At 46.7% G+C, this 17,901-nt stretch carries 3 protein-coding genes and 1 pseudogene; all 4 read right to left on the bottom strand.

What is annotated here, in order from left to right; genetic code table 11:
- Window positions 1-14 precede the first annotated feature (14 nt).
- The 4 genes and pseudogenes from QF041_RS28265 to QF041_RS28250 all read right to left on the bottom strand — a co-directional run bounded on the left by QF041_RS28265 (window position 15) and on the right by QF041_RS28250 (window position 17,880).
- Complete coding sequence (locus QF041_RS28265; protein WP_017686948.1) at window positions 15-248, bottom strand: acyl carrier protein; 234 nt, start codon at window positions 246-248, stop codon at window positions 15-17.
- Between the two features lie 35 nt (window positions 249-283).
- Window positions 284-1,136, bottom strand: a pseudogene (locus QF041_RS28260) (3-hydroxyacyl-CoA dehydrogenase family protein).
- 27 nt (window positions 1,137-1,163) lie between these two features.
- Window positions 1,164-10,130, bottom strand: a complete 8,967-nt coding sequence (locus QF041_RS28255; RefSeq protein ID WP_307416481.1) for an SDR family NAD(P)-dependent oxidoreductase — start codon at window positions 10,128-10,130, stop codon at window positions 1,164-1,166.
- A 4-nt stretch (window positions 10,131-10,134) separates the two neighbouring features.
- On the bottom strand, window positions 10,135-17,880 hold the full coding sequence (locus QF041_RS28250) for an SDR family NAD(P)-dependent oxidoreductase (RefSeq protein WP_307416480.1): 7,746 nt from the start codon (window positions 17,878-17,880) through the stop codon (window positions 10,135-10,137).
- Window positions 17,881-17,901: the final 21 nt, after the last annotated feature.

The raw sequence follows: 17,901 nt of genomic DNA, 5'->3' as shown, positions 1-17,901 counted from the left end.
GACCGTCAGGCAGTCTATGCTGTCTTTCGCTCAATCAGTTCATTAATCTTGTTCAACGTACGGAAGTTGCTCAGATCCATATCCTGGGTCTCAATCCGAATGTTGAATTCTTTCTCCAGAAACATCACCATCTGCATTGCAAACAGGGAATTGGCAAAACCCAATTCAAAAATATCCTCATCATCTTGAATTTCACGTTTGCGATAGAAACGACTCAGAAATGTTTTTACTTTGACTTTGGACTCCATACACAGTCACCTCGTATAATTTATAGTGGATACACTTACAGAATCACGTGCTCAAAGAAGCCTTGACCGCTTTTTGCTCCTAACAATCCGGCATCCACCATCTTGCGAAGCAAGGGACATACTCTATATTTCGGGTCCTGATAACTCTCATAGAGTACATCCAGTGAATGAACTACAGTATCCAAACCGATCAAATCCGCTGTGTGAAGTGGACCCATCTTATGTCCGAAAACATTTGACGAATATGTCATCAACCTCTTCAGGTGAAGCTACCTGATCCTGAACAACAAAGGCAGCTTCATTCATGAGCAGATGGGATATTCGGTTAGATACAAAACCGGGAAGATCTTGTACCAGTATGGCTTCTTTGCCCATGGTATGGAGCAGGGATCTGGTCGCTTCAATCGTTGTATCCGAAGTGTGATAACCCTGAATAGCTTCGACTACGGGCTTTAACGGGACCGGATTCATAAAATGTACACCGATGACCTTGTCAGGTCGTCTGGTGATCGAACCAACTTTTGTAATCGAAATACATGATGTATTGACCAAATAAATACAAGAATCGGGGCAATAGTTTTCAAGCTGTGCATAGACCTCTTTTTTCACATCCCATTGCTCAGGCACGTTCTCAATAATGAAATCAGCATCGCCGAGCGAGTCATAATGTGTCGTAAACTCCACACGCGAGAGCACCGTTTCCGGGTCTTCGGCCTCGGTATCCTTGTTGTAGAATCCCGAAAATCGGATATTGGTAAATAAGGCTGTTCTCGCCTGATCCAAAACTTCATCACTCACATCGATCAAAACCACGTTGTGCCGGGACTGGGCAAGGCTCTGCGCAACCCCTTTTCCCATGACGCCTGCTCCGATTACACCTACCTTCATTCCTATCAACGCCCCTCTGTGATCTGGCTAGAAATTGAAATTCACTTCTTCATCTACAGCTTCATCCGTGATATCCGTGACACGATCAACTTCAATATCATAGATCAATGTATCCGGCTGCTCTGAAATTATCTCAAGAATTTTCACATAATCTTTGGCGATATATTCAGCTGTGCTAGGCAAGAACAAGCTTGTATTATATTCCAGAATAAACTCGATCGTACCGTCCCGCTCAATCGCATCCAGTGCCAGATCAAACCTTGAAACTCCACTGTCATAATCGATTAATGTGCCTTTGAAAGCCTCAATCTCTCCGGTGTACATCCCTACATTTTGCAGTGCAAAATACACATCAAAAAGCGGATTTCTGCTCGGATCACGTGTACTATTCACAAGCTGTACAATTCGGTCGAATTGACAGTCCTGATGCGCAAAAGCCGATAACGTACGCTGCTTCACGTTCAGAAGTAACTCCCTGAATGAGTCATCAGGCACAGGTTCGTTTCTCAGGACGATTGTATTCACAAACATGCCAATGGTGGCATCAAAGTTACCCTGTTGGCGACCCGTTACAGGCGAACCGATGAGTATATCACTCTGGTTCGTATATTTATGCAACAGGACATTTAAGGCGGATAAGAGCAACATGTATAAAGTGGTTCCTGTACGTGCTCCGAGCTTGCCTATACGAGCAGTGAGTACGCCGTCGGCATAAAAAGTCATTTTGGCTCCATCATAGGTTTTTCGATCAGGTCGTGAAAAGTCTGTTGGAAGTTGCAGTGTGGGCAACGGCCCTTTCAGCGTTTCCAGCCAGAAGGCTTCCTGTGATTTAATCGAATCCGATTGCTGATAATGGTTGCTCCACTCCGAGTAATCCCTATACTGATAAGGAATATCCGGTAGAGGTGAACCACTGTACATAGACGTGATTTCGTGCATCATATTGTCCATCGACATGCCATCTGTAACCAAGTGATGCACATCGAACATCAACAGATGGCGACCGTCATCCAACGAACCGACAATCATGCGGATCAACGGTGCTGCTTCCAGATCAAACGGTCGGACAAACTGCTTCACTACATCTTCCACTGCTTCCGTTCCACGAATGACATCTGGCAAAGTTTCGATCGAAAAATCCACGTTCTCGTGAATTCTCTGAATCGGCTCTCCTTGTTCCCAGTGAAAAGATGTACGGAACGATTCATGGCGCTGAATCAGAGTGTTCATATAACCGTTCAACGTGAATGGGTCAAAATTCCCCTCCATAATCAACGCTTTGTTCAGGTTATAGCTGATATTGTCCGGGCCCTGAGTGCAAAGGTAGAATATCCTTTTTTGAGCTGATGAAAGTGGATATTTTTCTTTGACTTCTGCATGAGGGATAGACTGTTGTCCAACTGTTGCATTCTCTACATCGACCAGAGATTGCAGGTGAACTCCCAGTCCCCAGATCGTCGGATATTGCAGCACATCCGAAGGATTAACCTGTATCCCCGTTTCCCTGTATATATCCGATGCCATCTTGAGCCCAATAATGGAATCTCCACCATATTCGTAAAAATCATCATACAGATCCATTTCTGTCAGTCCCAAATGAAGTGACCAAATCCGGGATAACATCTGTTCCATGGCTGTATATTGACCATCATTGCGGCCGTGTAATGAGACTTCTTTGTTCAGCGTTGCCTTTCTCATCTCCACTTCAGCAATCACGCTGGCACTTTGATCCTGAATCGTGTTGTATACGTCCTCCGACATCATCATTGGCATATCACCTACGTAGGCCATATATTCCGAGTCATAATTCAATTCGCCGATGATAGATCGATGCACTTTACGCTCAAAAGCCTGGTCAAAGGCCTTTAATGCAGACTTTGTTAAAACAGACTTGAACACCATGTCATCATTTACGCCAAAATCTTTGGCCATCCCGGTCTCTTTCCAGGCCACCCAATTGATCGTTAACGTTCGTCCGCCCCTGCGATTGCGATACGCTGCATAAGCATCCAGATAACTATTCGCTGCTGAATAATCTCCTTGACCCGGAGAGCTGAATAATGTTGAAGTGGTTGAGAACAGAACAAGAAAATCCAGAGAGTCTTGGGCTGTTGCCTGATCCATATTCCAGGTTCCCTGGACTTTCGGAAGCAACACACGGTTAAAGGTCTCCGCATCCTTGGATGCAAGGAATCCTTCACCTGCTACCCCTGCTCCATGAACAATGCCATCCACTTTGCCGTACTGCTCTCTGATGTTCTCCATGAGTCTTGATACTTGTTGAAGATCACCTGTATCCACGCTGTAGAGACCTACTGTGGAACCTTTGTTCTCAATCGAATGTATCCATTTAATTTTCTTGCATTGCTCCAGATCCTTGTTATCCTCCAAAATGGCTGGCCATGTTTCCCGATCAGGGAAATCCGATCTGCCTGCAAGAATCAAGGTAACGTTGTGACTGTTGGCAAAATGTTCTGCGAATGCTCGGCCAATGCCGCCCATTCCACCGGTGATGAGATAGATCCCCTGCTCCTTAATGGTTACATCGGAGAGCTCAGCTCCCAACAGGTCTGTCTTCCTAAACTCTTCCACATATCGTTGACCATTCCGATAGGCAGTGGAGTAGAAAACATCATCTGCATTCATTGCATTAAGCAAAATAGGAATAGCGGTGTCATCATCTATATCCATGACCTTGCATTCCAGCTGAGGATGCTCTTGTCCAATCGCTTTGCCCAGGCCAAACATCGTTGCATATTCAGGAGCGAGATGTGATTCGTGGCCGCTAACTTCGTGAACGTACTGGGATAACAGAACAATGCGCATTCGATTTCGCAATCCTGCACCTGCAATGGCTTTTGTGAGGTAAAACAAGCTATGCACACCTCGGCATAAGGCATCTTCCAGTTCCTTCGGACTCTCGGGTGCTGTATGACCATTTATGGTAAAGGTGTGAATAATCTGATCTATTCTGTGGTTCTTCGTAGCTTTCAATAATTGCAGATACTGATCCTCCGAACCATCGATCTGATAATGAACCGGAGAGATCTTCGCATATGTTGCACCAAGCGTAACTTCAATTACATGTGCTCCACGTTCAGTAAGTTCCCGGGAGAGACTGTCACATAACGGAATTGTCCCCTTCAAAAGCAAGACGGTTTGCGGATTCGGAATGAGCCTCTCAGGATTAGTCGCTTCCACCCAGCCAATGGTGTAATGCATCGTTGGTTCTTCCTTCTGCACAACGGATGGTTGAACCGCAACTCGTTCGGGAATATCAATCCAGCAACGATTGCGCTCATAAGGATACGTTGGAAGATGGAGCCGGAAGGTTTCCTCTTCTGCGTACAATCTTGACCAGTCAATATCGGCTCCCTGTGTATAAAGAATCGATATTTCCTCCAAGTGCTGATCTTCCCATCCGTGCTCGTTAATGAGCTTCAGTACCCTGTCTGACTGCTCGTTTAATTCACGAAGTTTATGTTCCGTCAATTCGCCAACACCCGGCTCCTTCGTCTCAGGAACCATTCGATGTTCAGATGCATAAGCAAGGGGCGGTTTAATCTCGCTAAACGGGCATCCACGCAGCTTGTCCAATCGGGCTACCAGCTCTTCTTTGTCTTTAAAAGCAATGGCGATACGCAACTTGTAGTGTCCTCTTCCCTGAGCAGCTGTTCCGCACAGGCTTAACAAATCCAGTTCATCGTAACTATCGAGATAATCATGATAAGCTGCGATCAATCTGGATAGAGAGTCTTTACTTTTGGCGGAAAGAGGCAAAATATAAGGTCTGCGTTCCTCTGCTTGGACAAATGTCTGTACTGGGGCCTCTTCCAGGATAACGTGACAATTGGTTCCACTAATCCCAAACGCGCTGATCCCACAACGTCGCGGTCCTTCCTCGGAATGCCAATTACGAAGACGGGTATTCACAAAGACCGGTGAATTGGAAAATTCAATCATTCGATTAGGTCGATTAAAGTACAGTGTCGGAGGAAGCTTTTTCTCACGCAGCGCCATGACCGCCTTCACCAAACTAATCACTCCAGCAGCCTCCGAAGAATGCCCCAAGTTGGTCTTGATGGAACTCACCGCACAGAATTGCTTGCGATCTGTGCAGCTCGACAGTGCATCGGATATGCCCTTAATTTCAATCGGATCTCCCAATGTTGTGCCCGTGCCATGTGTTTCAATGTAGGTGATTGTCTCCGGTTCGACTCCTGCATCCTCCAAAGCTGATATGATTACCTCTGTTTGAGATGCCGGATTAGGTGCCGTGATGCCTATTGAACTGCCATCCTGATTCACAGCCCCGCCTTTAATTACAGCATAAATGGAATCATGGTCATCCAATGCCTGCTGAAGTGATTTCAGCAGTACCACTGCAACCCCTTCTCCAATACCTGCTCCATCTGCTTCATCATCAAAAGCTTTGGAGCGATGATCTGTAGACTCGATGCCAAGTTTCATATTTTCATCATCCACTGGGCACAGGTTAATCTTGATTCCGCCAGCCAGTGCATAATCACATTGTCCGCTACGAATAGCTTTGCAAGCCATGTCTACAGACACCAATGAAGATGAACAGGCCGTATCAATAACCATACTTGGGCCTTTTAGATCCAATAAATATGAGATCCGGGCAGACATCATTGCTGTCAGATTACCCACCATGGAGCTTGAACCGCTCCCAGGATCAACTTCATATAAGAGACGTGCATACAGATCTCGCAAGGTTGCTGCATATCCAAGATATACGCCCGTTTTACTACCGCTCAATCTGGTGCCGCCATACCCTGCATCCTCAATTGCAGTCCACGCAGCTTCAAGAAATAATCGCTGATTAGGATCCATTAGACTTGCTTCCTTGGGCGATAACCGAAAGAAACCTGCATCAAACTTGTCTATGTCTTCCAGATACGCGTTCTCGTTGTATTTCATCTGTGCCTGGTCATGACCTGTGAACGCAAAATGCTTGTCAATATCCACTTTTCTCGATTCCGGAAACGACCGAACCAGATCCGTGCCGTTGACGAGATGTTCCCATAACTCCTCGGGTGTGGAAGCAAGCGGCACATTCACAGCCATGCCGATAATCGCAATATCTCCATCTCGTTCCACCGCAGTACGCTTCTTGAGATGCATCGCTGGAGAAGGACGCTGTTCCTCCTTCTTGTTTTTTCCACCGATAAATTTTGCGAGATGATGTACATTCGAGTATTCGAACAGGTCCGTAACATTAATGGCTCCTGGAAAAATTCGCTCAATCTCACTCTGAATTTTCATCAGCAGAATAGAGTCCGCACCTAGTTCAAAGAAGTTGTCGTGAATATCGATTTGATCAAAACCCAATATTTTTCTGCAACATTCGGCTACACGTTTTTCCGTATCACTAAACTCTTCGTTGAGACTTCCTGTCAAACTTACTTCTCCTGCTGGATTTGTTGTTACACTCTTTGCTTTGCTCGCTTTTTCCTGCTTCTTTTTTTCCTTAAATAGTTCAATTTGCGCAGTCAGCACAGGAGAGAGCAACACCCCTGATTTTTCGAGCAGGAAGACTCCACCGTTCTCATAATTGAGATAACCTACAAGTGCTCTCGGTACATTATGGGATAACACCTGCTCAAACCCTTCAAGAGCCTTACCGGTTGGCAACGTCTTAAAAATGGTATCGATTGTGAAACCACCTTCAAGGGCCATACCGGTCTCTTTCCAGGTCGTCCAGTTCACCACATGTGTCCTTCTTCCGAGCTTGTTCCGATATTCCCCGTAGGCATCCAGATAAGCATTGGCTGCAGTATAATCTCCTTGAACGGCTCCGCTAAACATCGTTGCTACCGAAGAAAACAGAATAAAGAAGTCCAGATCATCCGAATGGGTAACTTCATCCAAAATACGTGTACCCATTACCTTCGGGTTGAAAATGCTTTTAAACTGGTCATCCGTACGATTCATCAATAAGTCGGATCTTCCAATTCCCGCGCCATGGATAACCCCCCTGATCTTCCCATGACGTTGACGCAGCTCTTCTACAATTGGAACTACCTCTTCTTTTTTGGAAATGTCCGCGCTGTATATTTCAACGGTAGCTCCCATATTTTCAATATCAAGAACTCCCTGAATCTTTCGGCATAACGACTGATCCTGCTGTGCTTCCAAAATCGCTTCCCATGTTCTCCGGGGTGGAAAGGCAGTACGATTAATCCAGGCCAGATGTACCTTGTCCCTGCCGGCCAAATATTTGGATACTTCAATCCCGATCCCTCCGGCTCCACCAGACACAAGATATATCCCTTCTGAATGAAGAGCCGGAAATTGTCCATTGTTACTGTCCGACTCTGCAACAGGCTGGAGTGTACCGAATGACTGAATATACCGTTTTCCGTCTCGAATGGCGGTAAGGAAGTGATCTGTTTTTCTGAAAAGAGACTCTGCACTCCCCTTACTCCATAGCATATCTTCCACGTCGATAACTCGACATTGTATGTTCAGATGCTCCTTGCGTATGACCTTGGCAAGACCTTCTAGGGGTGCGAGCTCGGGTCTAAGAACCTGTTCTTTGCCTGTGACATGATGGACACATTGGGTCAAAATCACCATATCCATATCATAATCAATACCATGTCTGGTCAATGAACGAACCAGATACAGCAGGCTGTAAACGCCGCGTTCCTGTGATTCATTCAACTCCTCCAGATTCTGAACAGAAGTGTCCAAAGCAAAGGTAGGTGCGTAGATGACCTGTGACCATGATTTTGAATCCAAAGCATTAACTAAAGAATCAAAATCGACCTCTTTCGAACCAATTCGAAAATCAGTATCGTTCCTCTGTTCAAAGTAATCTCCCGGGCAAACCATAATGACGTCCTTACCCGATTGTTGCAATAACAATGCAAGGTCAGCCCCACCTTTGTCATCAGCTGTAAAGAGTACAACTCTCTCGCTTGAATGAACTTCGTTATCCTCGTACTCTCCCTCAAGCTCATGCCACGTGAGAGAAAACAATCCGTTGTCATGGTGGACACTCTCTTTTGCTGGTCTGCTTCCCATGTCAATCCAGCACTTCTGCGAATCAAAGGGATAACCCCCCAGAGGTACGGTCTTCGTAGACTTGCCCTCATACAGACGCCACCAGTCCACGGATGCTCCTTGCACGTAAAGAGTACACAGGCGCCCCCAGTCGAATGTAGCCTCATTCATCTGGTTCAATTCTTGCCGGACCTCTTCGCTTAACGCACGAACGTTTTTCTGAGTAATATCATGTACCCCTGAAACTTCCCGATTGTCACTGATTAGTCGGTGTTCCCCATAATGAAACCAAGGTGCTGTGAACGTATGAATGTCTCCAGATATAACCTGGGTCAGCTTAATGCGCAAATCCTCCAAATGTTCAGCCAAAATGATCACTCGGTGAGCATAATGTCCGCGACATGCATTGGCTGTTCGACACACATCCAGTAATGAATACCTGTCGGGGAAGGCAGATACTCCGTCCAGATACTGTTTCATCAGAACTTGAATTCCATTATCTGATCCCGCAGACAACGTGAATGGATGAACACCCGTATGCCCATCATGCGTAACGGTCAAAGTGGCCTGTACAGGAGCTTCTTCCAGCACCATATGACAATTCGTTCCGCTCAAACCAAATGTACTTATCCCGCATCTACGCGGATCAGCACCTCGCTCCCACTCTCTCAACCTTGTATTGACATAGACGGGTGAATTCCCGAAATCAATATTCAGGTTTGGATAATTAAAATGAAGGGAAGGCGGGAGTTTCCGATGATACAATGATAAAAGTCCTTTAATCAGACTGGCCATACCTGCTGTTTCATACAGATGACCGACATTGGTTTTGACCGAACCAATTGCACAAAATTGCTTTTTATTCGTATATTTTCGAAAGGCACGTTCCAGCCCCTGAATCTCGATAGGGTCACCCAGATTCGTTCCTGTTCCATGGGTTTCAATATAGGCCAAGGATTCCGGGTGGATGCCTGCTCGCTTCCACGCTTCCTCGATTACTTCGGATTGAGCAACCGGATTGGGGGCCGTGATGCCCATGGACGTTCCATCCTGATTCAAGGCGATGCCTTTAATTACACCATAGATGTGGTCTCCATCCTTCTGAGCCTGACGAAGCGGCTTCAAAATTACTGCAGCCACACCTTCACCCATACCGGACCCATCTGCTTCTTTATCAAAAGCTCTTGTCCGGTAGTCGGTGGATTCAATCCCAATCTTCAGAAAATCATTATCCACTGGCAAAATATCCAGCTTAACGCCTCCGGCAATCGCCATGTTGCAATCCCCGTTCATCAGCGATTTACAAGCCAGATAAACGGATACTAACGAGGACGAACAAGCAGTATCCACTACCATGGTCGGTCCTTTTAGATTAAGCAGATACGAGATGCGGGTAGGAAGCATTGACGCGATATTTCCAGTCATCGCAATAGACAACTCTTCCGGATTGGTATCCTTGATCATTTCCTTATAGTTGTTGCTATTGGCAAATCCGGTAAAGACGCCGGTATTACTTCCTGCAAGCCTTTGCCCGCCGTAACCGGCATCTTCGATGGCATGCCATGCCGTTTGCAAAAATAAACGATGACAAGGGTCCATCAGACTGGCCTCTTTTGGCGAGAGACGGAAGAACTTATAATCGAATTGATCCACTTCATCCAGAAAAGCTCCATCCAGATATTGAAGGAATTCGTCTGAATATCCGCTTAGTCTGAGGTACTCATCCGTTACAGATTTTCGATCAGATGGATAATCACCTATGCAATCAATCCCCTGCTCAACAATGTGCCAGTATTCCTCCGGACGATTCGCATGGGGAAATTTAAGGCTCATGCCTATGACTGCTATATCCTCTTGATGATTTGCTTCTTCCTGCTTCAGCAGATTGATGACCTGAATCCCCGTCACTTTGTCAATTTTGCCGGAGGCTATGTTTTCAACAACATGTTTGTAGACTTTCTCCACAAGCTCACTCCCCTGGCCGTATTTCATCCAAACGATGAAGAATATCTTCGACAGATACTTCCCCGTCCTGCAACTTGTCCAGCATATGGCTTAATGAGTCATTCCAATCTCCGTCCTGCTCTTCTGATGCGGATGTTATCGGTGCAGCTTGCAGGATATGTTGCTCATTGCCTGCAATGTAATTGCTGAGTTTGTCTACGGTTGTATATTCGAACAGATCTACCAGTTTGATCTTATTGGGGAAATGCCGATCCAATAACTCATGCATCTGGCCCAACATGATCGAATCTCCCCCTAATTCGAAGAAACTGTCATAAATATTGATTTCACTGAACCCTAGTACCGAACCGAAGATTTTGGCAATCAGATCCTCAGCATCGCTATATGCTCCTTCTCCTGTCCTGCCATCCAGAGTAACTTCTGCATAACCGGTCTGGTTCTGAGTTTCAGTAAACACAGTTTTCTCATCAGTAGCCAGGGATCTCAGGTCATCCGATAGTCTCACAGCAACACTTGACATCATGCCAAGCAATTTGCTTTCACGATTGATCTTGCCGACGATTACCCGATTCAAGGTCATTCCCATCGCACGATCCAGCCATGCAATGCCCTGCTCCGTAGGAATGGCAGAGAATACGCCATCCACATTGATGCCGTAACGAACGCCCATCCCCGTATCTCGCCATGTGTTCCAATTCATAGTTAGTGTTCGTTTCCCGAGCTTGCTTCGATATGCAGCAAACGCATCCAGGTATGCATTGGCAGCAGCATAGTCCCCCTGGCCCGGAGCAGCAAACACCGAAGAGATCGTGGAGAAGAGCAGGAAGAAGTCAAGATTATCCTCAAGCGTGACCTGATCAAGCGCCCATGTTCCATGGACTTTGGGACCTATCACCGCTGAGAACTGTTCCTCCGTCTTGCGCATCAGCATGCCTTCACCAGGTACACCGGCACTGTGGACTACGCCACGAATGGGACCACAGGTATGTCGAAGTTCATCAAATACCTCACATAGCCTATCCAGATGCCCGATATCCACTTGATAAAATGAACATGACGTTCCCTTCTTCTCCAGATCCATCACCCGGTTTATCGTCTCGCACACTTCCCTGTCTCTGTTCTGATCAAGCCATTCAGTCCACTGGTCACGCGGCGGAAAAGGTGAACGGGCAAGTAAAGCGACATGTCCTGCTCCCTTGTCAGCCAAGTACTGGGCGACTTCCAGTCCAATGCCTTTCGTGCCGCCAGTAATCACGTATACACCGTCATTTTGAATTGCTGGCGCATGGCCGATCACCGTCGTATCGTCCAAAGTCTCGAACTGTTCCTCATAACGGGTACCTTCCCGGTAAGCAACAAGATACAAATCAGACTTTCGGCCGATCTCTTGTAACACATCTTCAGCAGAGACAACATCATCCACGTCCAGAAATTTGCAAGATATGCCCATCAATTCATGCCCTACAACTCGTCCCATTCCCATAAAAGGAGCTTGGTGTGGCTGAAGGACGCGTTCATTGCCTGTCACTTCGTTCACATAATCAGATATCAGCGTAAGGCTCAGTCCGCGTTCATAACCCACATGTGCCAGTGCCTGTGTAAGATACATCAGGCTGCGAGCCCCACGTTGCTGGGTCACCTCTAATTGTTCGATACTCTCGGGAAATACTGCTTGCTCAGTCGTTGACATATGGATAATATGTGTGAATTGATACTCAGATTGAAGATCTGTTAACAAATCCTCATACGCCTGTTTATTTGAATCAACGCCATACCATCCATCGCCAGGAGTAGAATCCATTTGAAGTCCAATCTCTACTCTCACAACCTTCCGACCCGCAGCTAGTAATCTCTCATAGATTGATGCCGAAAGAGCGGTTTTTCCTGTGAACAATAATACATCTCCAGATTCGGAGGACATCCATGATGTCCCATCGTTGGATGGCGTGTTAACCCAACGAATAACATGAAATGGTTGTTCCATACGTTCCACTTTTACCGGGGCGACGTCAGGTATGTCCAGCCAGTGTGTCTTACGCTCGAAAGCATACACCGGGAGCCTCACTTTACGAGGTGCCTGTCCGTCATTCCATAATAATGGTGGCAAATCTGCGCCCGCCGAATACAACTCACTAATTTTGACCTGCATGGATTCGTCCCTGTAGAGGCCGTTCTTCCACGCTAATGCGACTTCTTGAATTTCGGCATTCAAACTTTCCTTCTGAGCCAAAGTAAGATCATCCGGACGTCTAATCCCATCCGTACCTGATACCAATCGGTGTTCTCCATAACGATAGAAAACCTTGCGGGTTTCGCCCAGTTCAGACTCCCAAAAGTAGAGCCGGTTCAATTCATTCAAACGGGAAACAAGTTCCATTGTTGTATTCACTGCAAAAATTAATCGATGCGGATAATGACTGCGACCAGCCTGGACCGTGTAACAAATATCCTGCAGATCCATTGGTAATAATTGCGGACCATATGCAACGTACCTCGTAACAAGTTGCTGCAAGCTCTCACGTGATTTGGCCGAAAGCATGAACAACTGTGGCCCAACGTGAGGAACATGGTCAGGCAGTTCTTTATGGATATAGTCTGCCGGTGGCTCTTCCAGCACAATATGGGCATTGGTTCCGCTCATGCCAAACGCACTGACGCCAGCTCGCCGCGGATGGCCTTCAACCTCCCACTTACGAGTGACGGTATTAACGTATATGGCAGAATCGTAAAACGGGATATTTTCATTGGGTCGATTAAAGTGAATCGTTGCAGGCAATTCTTTGTTTTTAAGTGCCAACGCAGTTTTGATCAACCCCACGATTCCCGCTGCTTCAAGCAGATGACCCATATTGGCTTTGACAGATCCAATCGCACAGAAATTTCGTTTGTCGGTGAACATACGGAATGCATTCGTCAAACTGTTTACTTCAATCGGATCCCCTAAAGGTGTACCCGTCCCGTGGGCTTCCACATAACCAATGGTCGCAGGATCAATGCCAGCATCATCCCATGCCTTGCGAATCACGTCTTCTTGAGCTGCCGGATTTGGTGCTGTCATCCCGGCAGAACTACCATCCTGATTGGATGCTGATCCCTTAATGACCGCATAGATTTGGTCGCCATCCTGTTTAGCTTTTTCAAGTGGTTTGAGCATGATTACACCAATGCCTTCGCCAAATCCCGTTCCTTCCGATTCCTCATCAAATGCACGCGTGATTCCATCCATGGATTCCATGCCTATTCCCATGCGTGTATTCGTGTGATGAATCGGCATAGTATGGATTTTAATCCCACCAGCTATGGCCATTTCACATTTGCCGCTACGAATCGATTGACATGCTGCATCTACAGCAACGAGGGAAGATGAACAGGCTGTGTCTACGACCATCGATGGCCCTTTCAAGTCCAGCATATAAGATACTCTTCCAGAGGTAACTGCTGCTGTGTTGCCCACCATAGCGCTGGATAGCAGAGTTGGATTGGTTTCATAAATGAGTCGTGAATACATATCGCGAATATTCGGCGAGTATCCAACAAACACCCCGGTATGACTTCCACTAATGTTTTCTACACAACCGGCATCCTCAACTGCTTCCCAACATGCCTGCAGGAAGAGACGCTGATGCGGGTCCATCAGGCTTGCTTCCTTGGGAGACAAACGGAAAAAGGTACTATCGAACTTATCAATCTCATCAATATAGGACCCTTCCACAAGAGCAACGCTGCCTTCAGGAAACTGTTTATATCGAATATAGCGATCAATGGCATCCTTTCGTTCTGCAGACAATGCGGTCCTGCAATCCAACCCGTTACGAATATTGTCCCAGAATTCATCAGTGTTGTTGGCGTTAGGCAGTTTGACGGAAATGCCAATAATGGCTATGTCCTGTTCCTTTCCTTTCATCGTTGCATGATGTGTCATGTTGTTGCTTCCCTGGCGTTTATCTACCAGAAAACGGGCCAGCTTATAAACTGTTGCGTGCTCAAACAAATCCGTGATCATAAGTGAACCTGGATCAAGCAGTTCCAATCTGGCATGCATCGTTTTTAACAAGAGGGAATCGGCTCCCAGTTCAAAGAAATTTTCATGGATGTTAATTTCCTCGAAACCCAATACCTGTCTGCAAACATCAGCGACACGTCGTTCTGCTTCGGTGTAATCCTCTTTTTCTTTTCCCGTGAGGATCACCTGTCCTGTGCCATGTTGTGAAAGTGATCGGGTAGAAACCATATCTGCTATAGACCTGGTCGTAGACTTCATTCTCTTCAATCGTTCGAGCAAATGTGGAGCAACCCGAATCCCTGAACGTTCAAGTAACGGAATGCCCCCACCATCTATGTTTAATTCCCCGATAATAACGCGTTCTACTTTTTGAGTAACAACGTCTGCGAGAGTATGGATCGCCTGTTCAGGCAAAATGGCCTTAAATATAGTATCCGCCGTAAAACCCGAACGTGCTGCCATTCCCCGCTCCCTCCAGGTCACCCAGTTAATGGCGAGTGTGTGAAGTCCCTGCTTGGTTCGTTGTGCAGCGAACGTATCCAGGTAGGCATTGGCTGCAACATAATCTCCCATAGTCAACGTGCTGAATGTTGTAGCGATAGAAGAACATAACAGCATAAAATCAGGCTGATCTTGTCGGGTAAGTTGATCAAGCAACCATGTCCCCCTGATCTTGGGAGCCAACGTGCGCTTGACGTCATCTTCACTCTTCTGATCGGTAGACAGATCACTGCCCGTTCCTGCACAATGCACAATTCCACGTATAGAACCAAACGTTTGTCTGATAACATCCAACGTATGGGTAAGACGCATTTCATCGGATACATCTACGCTAAAATAAGTTACCATTGCTCCGAGACTTTCCATGGCATCTATTTCACGAATAATCTGCTGAACAGCCGTTTGGTCTTTCCCATTCTTACGAAGCAATGGCCATTGCTCTCTGTTGGGTAATTCTGTCCGTCCCAGTAGGACAATTCGTACCTTTGCCTGACCAGACATCCATCTCCCAATCTCTGAACCTATCCCCCCTGCTCCACCCGTTATGATGTATACTCCATCTTCAACCAGTTGCCAGTCCCTATTTTCCTGAGTCTCTGTGTTCCAATCATCCAGCTGTTCAACATAACGAATCCCATTCCGATAGGCAAAATTCTCGTTGGAGATGCCTGTGCCACTAACCAACTCCGGAATAGATTCAAGTGAACTATGTTCATCTCTGTCAATGCACTGACACCGGATATGCGGATATTCCTTTCCTATAACCTTAGCCCAGCCGATCAAGGCAGCGTGCTCAGGATACAGTTCCACTTCGTCCCCCGTCACTTGATAAGCAGTTGTCGTAGCAATTGATATGTCTACAGGGCCAGACACCGCTCTCTGCACAAGGGATTTGACCAGTCTGAACAGACTCAGAGGACCCTCTATTTCGGCCTGAGAAAGATCCGCCAGATTATGCACCTGCATTCTGGACGTTGAACTCAGTAGATGAATAACACGGGTTATATCATTGAAAGGCAGTGCACCAAGCAGGTGATCATACACATCTTCTGAAGAAAGTTGCACTAGACCCGCGAGCCCTTCCATTACGGCAACATCTCCGTCAAATGTCACGGATACCAGCTTTCGTCCCAGATTACGCAAGGTGGTTTCAAGCCTTTCGCCTTCAGGGTCTTTATCTTTTCGCAATATCAGAGTTATCCCATCATCAATTGGCTGCTGCGCCTCATCGGGTTTGGACGGTTCCAAAGAATCCGCGACCCAGCGTGTTCTATACATGCTCCGATACATGTCATCTGTCTGGCGTTGATCCATGTCCGATTTCCAGTCCAGCCAGCATATGTTCGGTTCAAACTGGTATGACGGAAGTGGAATCCTGCGCACAGACTTTTCTCTGTACAGATCTTCCCAACTTACATCGGCTCCCTGAACGTACAAATCACAAATGGCATCCAACAGCACTTGTCTCGGATGAACATGAGGTTCAGAAAGCCATGCTTGGGCCTTCTGTCCAAGTAGTCTGACCTCCTGCTCCGTGATTTCACCTGTACTTCGCGTGGACTCCCCTGCACCGGCTGTTATTATCCGATGTATGCCTGTGTGTACTCCGTTTATCTCGAGATCAGGACCACAATTTGCGTCTGATACAAGCTTCAATTTTCTTTCCAAATCCTTGCGATCACTGTAAGTGATCGCAAGCCTTTGAGTATAGTGCCCTCTTCCTGTATTAGCCGAAAATGACAGATCTGCCAGCGAAAGTTCAGGATCTGAAACGAGCAAGGCCTGATACGCTTGCACCAGCTTTGTTAAGCTGGCAGCACTTTTGGCAGAGATCGTCAAAATCTGCATGTCCGGGATCGTTGCGGTATCTGCCCTGTGATAACGTGGCGGCTCTTCAACTACAATGTGACTATTGGTTCCACTTAGACCAAACGCGCTGACACCACATCTGCGTGGAGCTCCTTCGGCATGCCATATTCTAGGGCGTGTGTTGAGATAGACTGGAGAATCTTCAAAGTTGATTTTTGAGTTTTGACGCTGAAAATGAAGTGTGGGTGGCATCATGCCTTCACGCATCCCCATAATGACCTTGAAAAGCGAAGCCATGCCAGCTACACAATCCAAGTGGCCCACATTTGTCTTCACTGAACCAATAGCACAGAATTGTTTCTTGTTTGTAAACTTTTGGAACGCTCTGCGAATGGCCTCAAACTCAATGGGATCTCCCATATCTGTTCCTGTACCATGTGTTTCAATATAATTTAGCGTCTCCGGGTTAATCCCCGCATTTTTCCATGCTTTCACCAGCAAATCTGTCTGTGAAGCGGTATTGGGCGCTGTGATGCCTACGGAAGTTCCATCCTGATTCACAGCACTTCCTTTGATGACTGCGTAAATATGGTCTCGATCCCTGAGTGCTTTGTTCAAAGGTTTGAGGATAATAGCGGCAGCGCCTTCACCCCACACCGTCCCATCCGAATCTGCATCGAACGCCTTCACTTTGCCATCTGGCGCTTCCACACCAAGCTTGTTCCCTTCATCCAGGGGAAACAAACGTATCTTGACGCCACCAGCGACAGCCAGATCACAATCCCCGTTTCGAATGGCCTGGGACGCGAGATGGATGGCTACGAGAGAAGATGAACATGCTGTATCAAGACAAAGGCTCGGCCCCTTCAGATCCAGCAAGTAAGAAATCCGGCTAGCCAGAATGGAGGCCAGATTACCTGGAACTGCACTGGGATCTGCCTGCGGTTCCAAGTCAGTGATTAATCTTTTGTAGTCATATACTTCATCGTTACGAAACCCAACGTACACACCTGTGTTGCTTCCTTTAAGTTTCCCGCCTCCATATCCCGAATTCTCAATGGCGTGCCAAGCCGTTTCAAGAAACAACCGCTGATTGGGGTCCATGAGAGAAGCTTCACGGGGAGACAGGTTGAAGAAACGATAATCGAATCGGTCAATATGTTTCAAAAAACCTGCTTTGGTATACGCGACCGACTCTCCCCGTGTCTTCATATAATAATCTGTGAAAGATTGTCGTTCTGCGGGAAAATCGCTGATACTGTCCACACCGTTAACCAGATTGCTCCAATATGCCTCGAGTTCCTCTGCACCCGGGAATCTGCCGGACATTCCAATAATGGCAATGTCCTTAGTCGAAACACTTTCGATATCGACCGATTCTGCCCCGGATTCCAGGAGATCATCCAGTTTAATACTTCCCATTAATCCTTTTCTCATTTTGCTCTCCTTTACAGTCGG

It is taken from the genome of Paenibacillus sp. W2I17 (assembly GCF_030815985.1).
Lineage (GTDB): Bacteria > Bacillota > Bacilli > Paenibacillales > Paenibacillaceae > Paenibacillus.
This window is presented reverse-complemented; position numbering and strand designations above follow the sequence as displayed.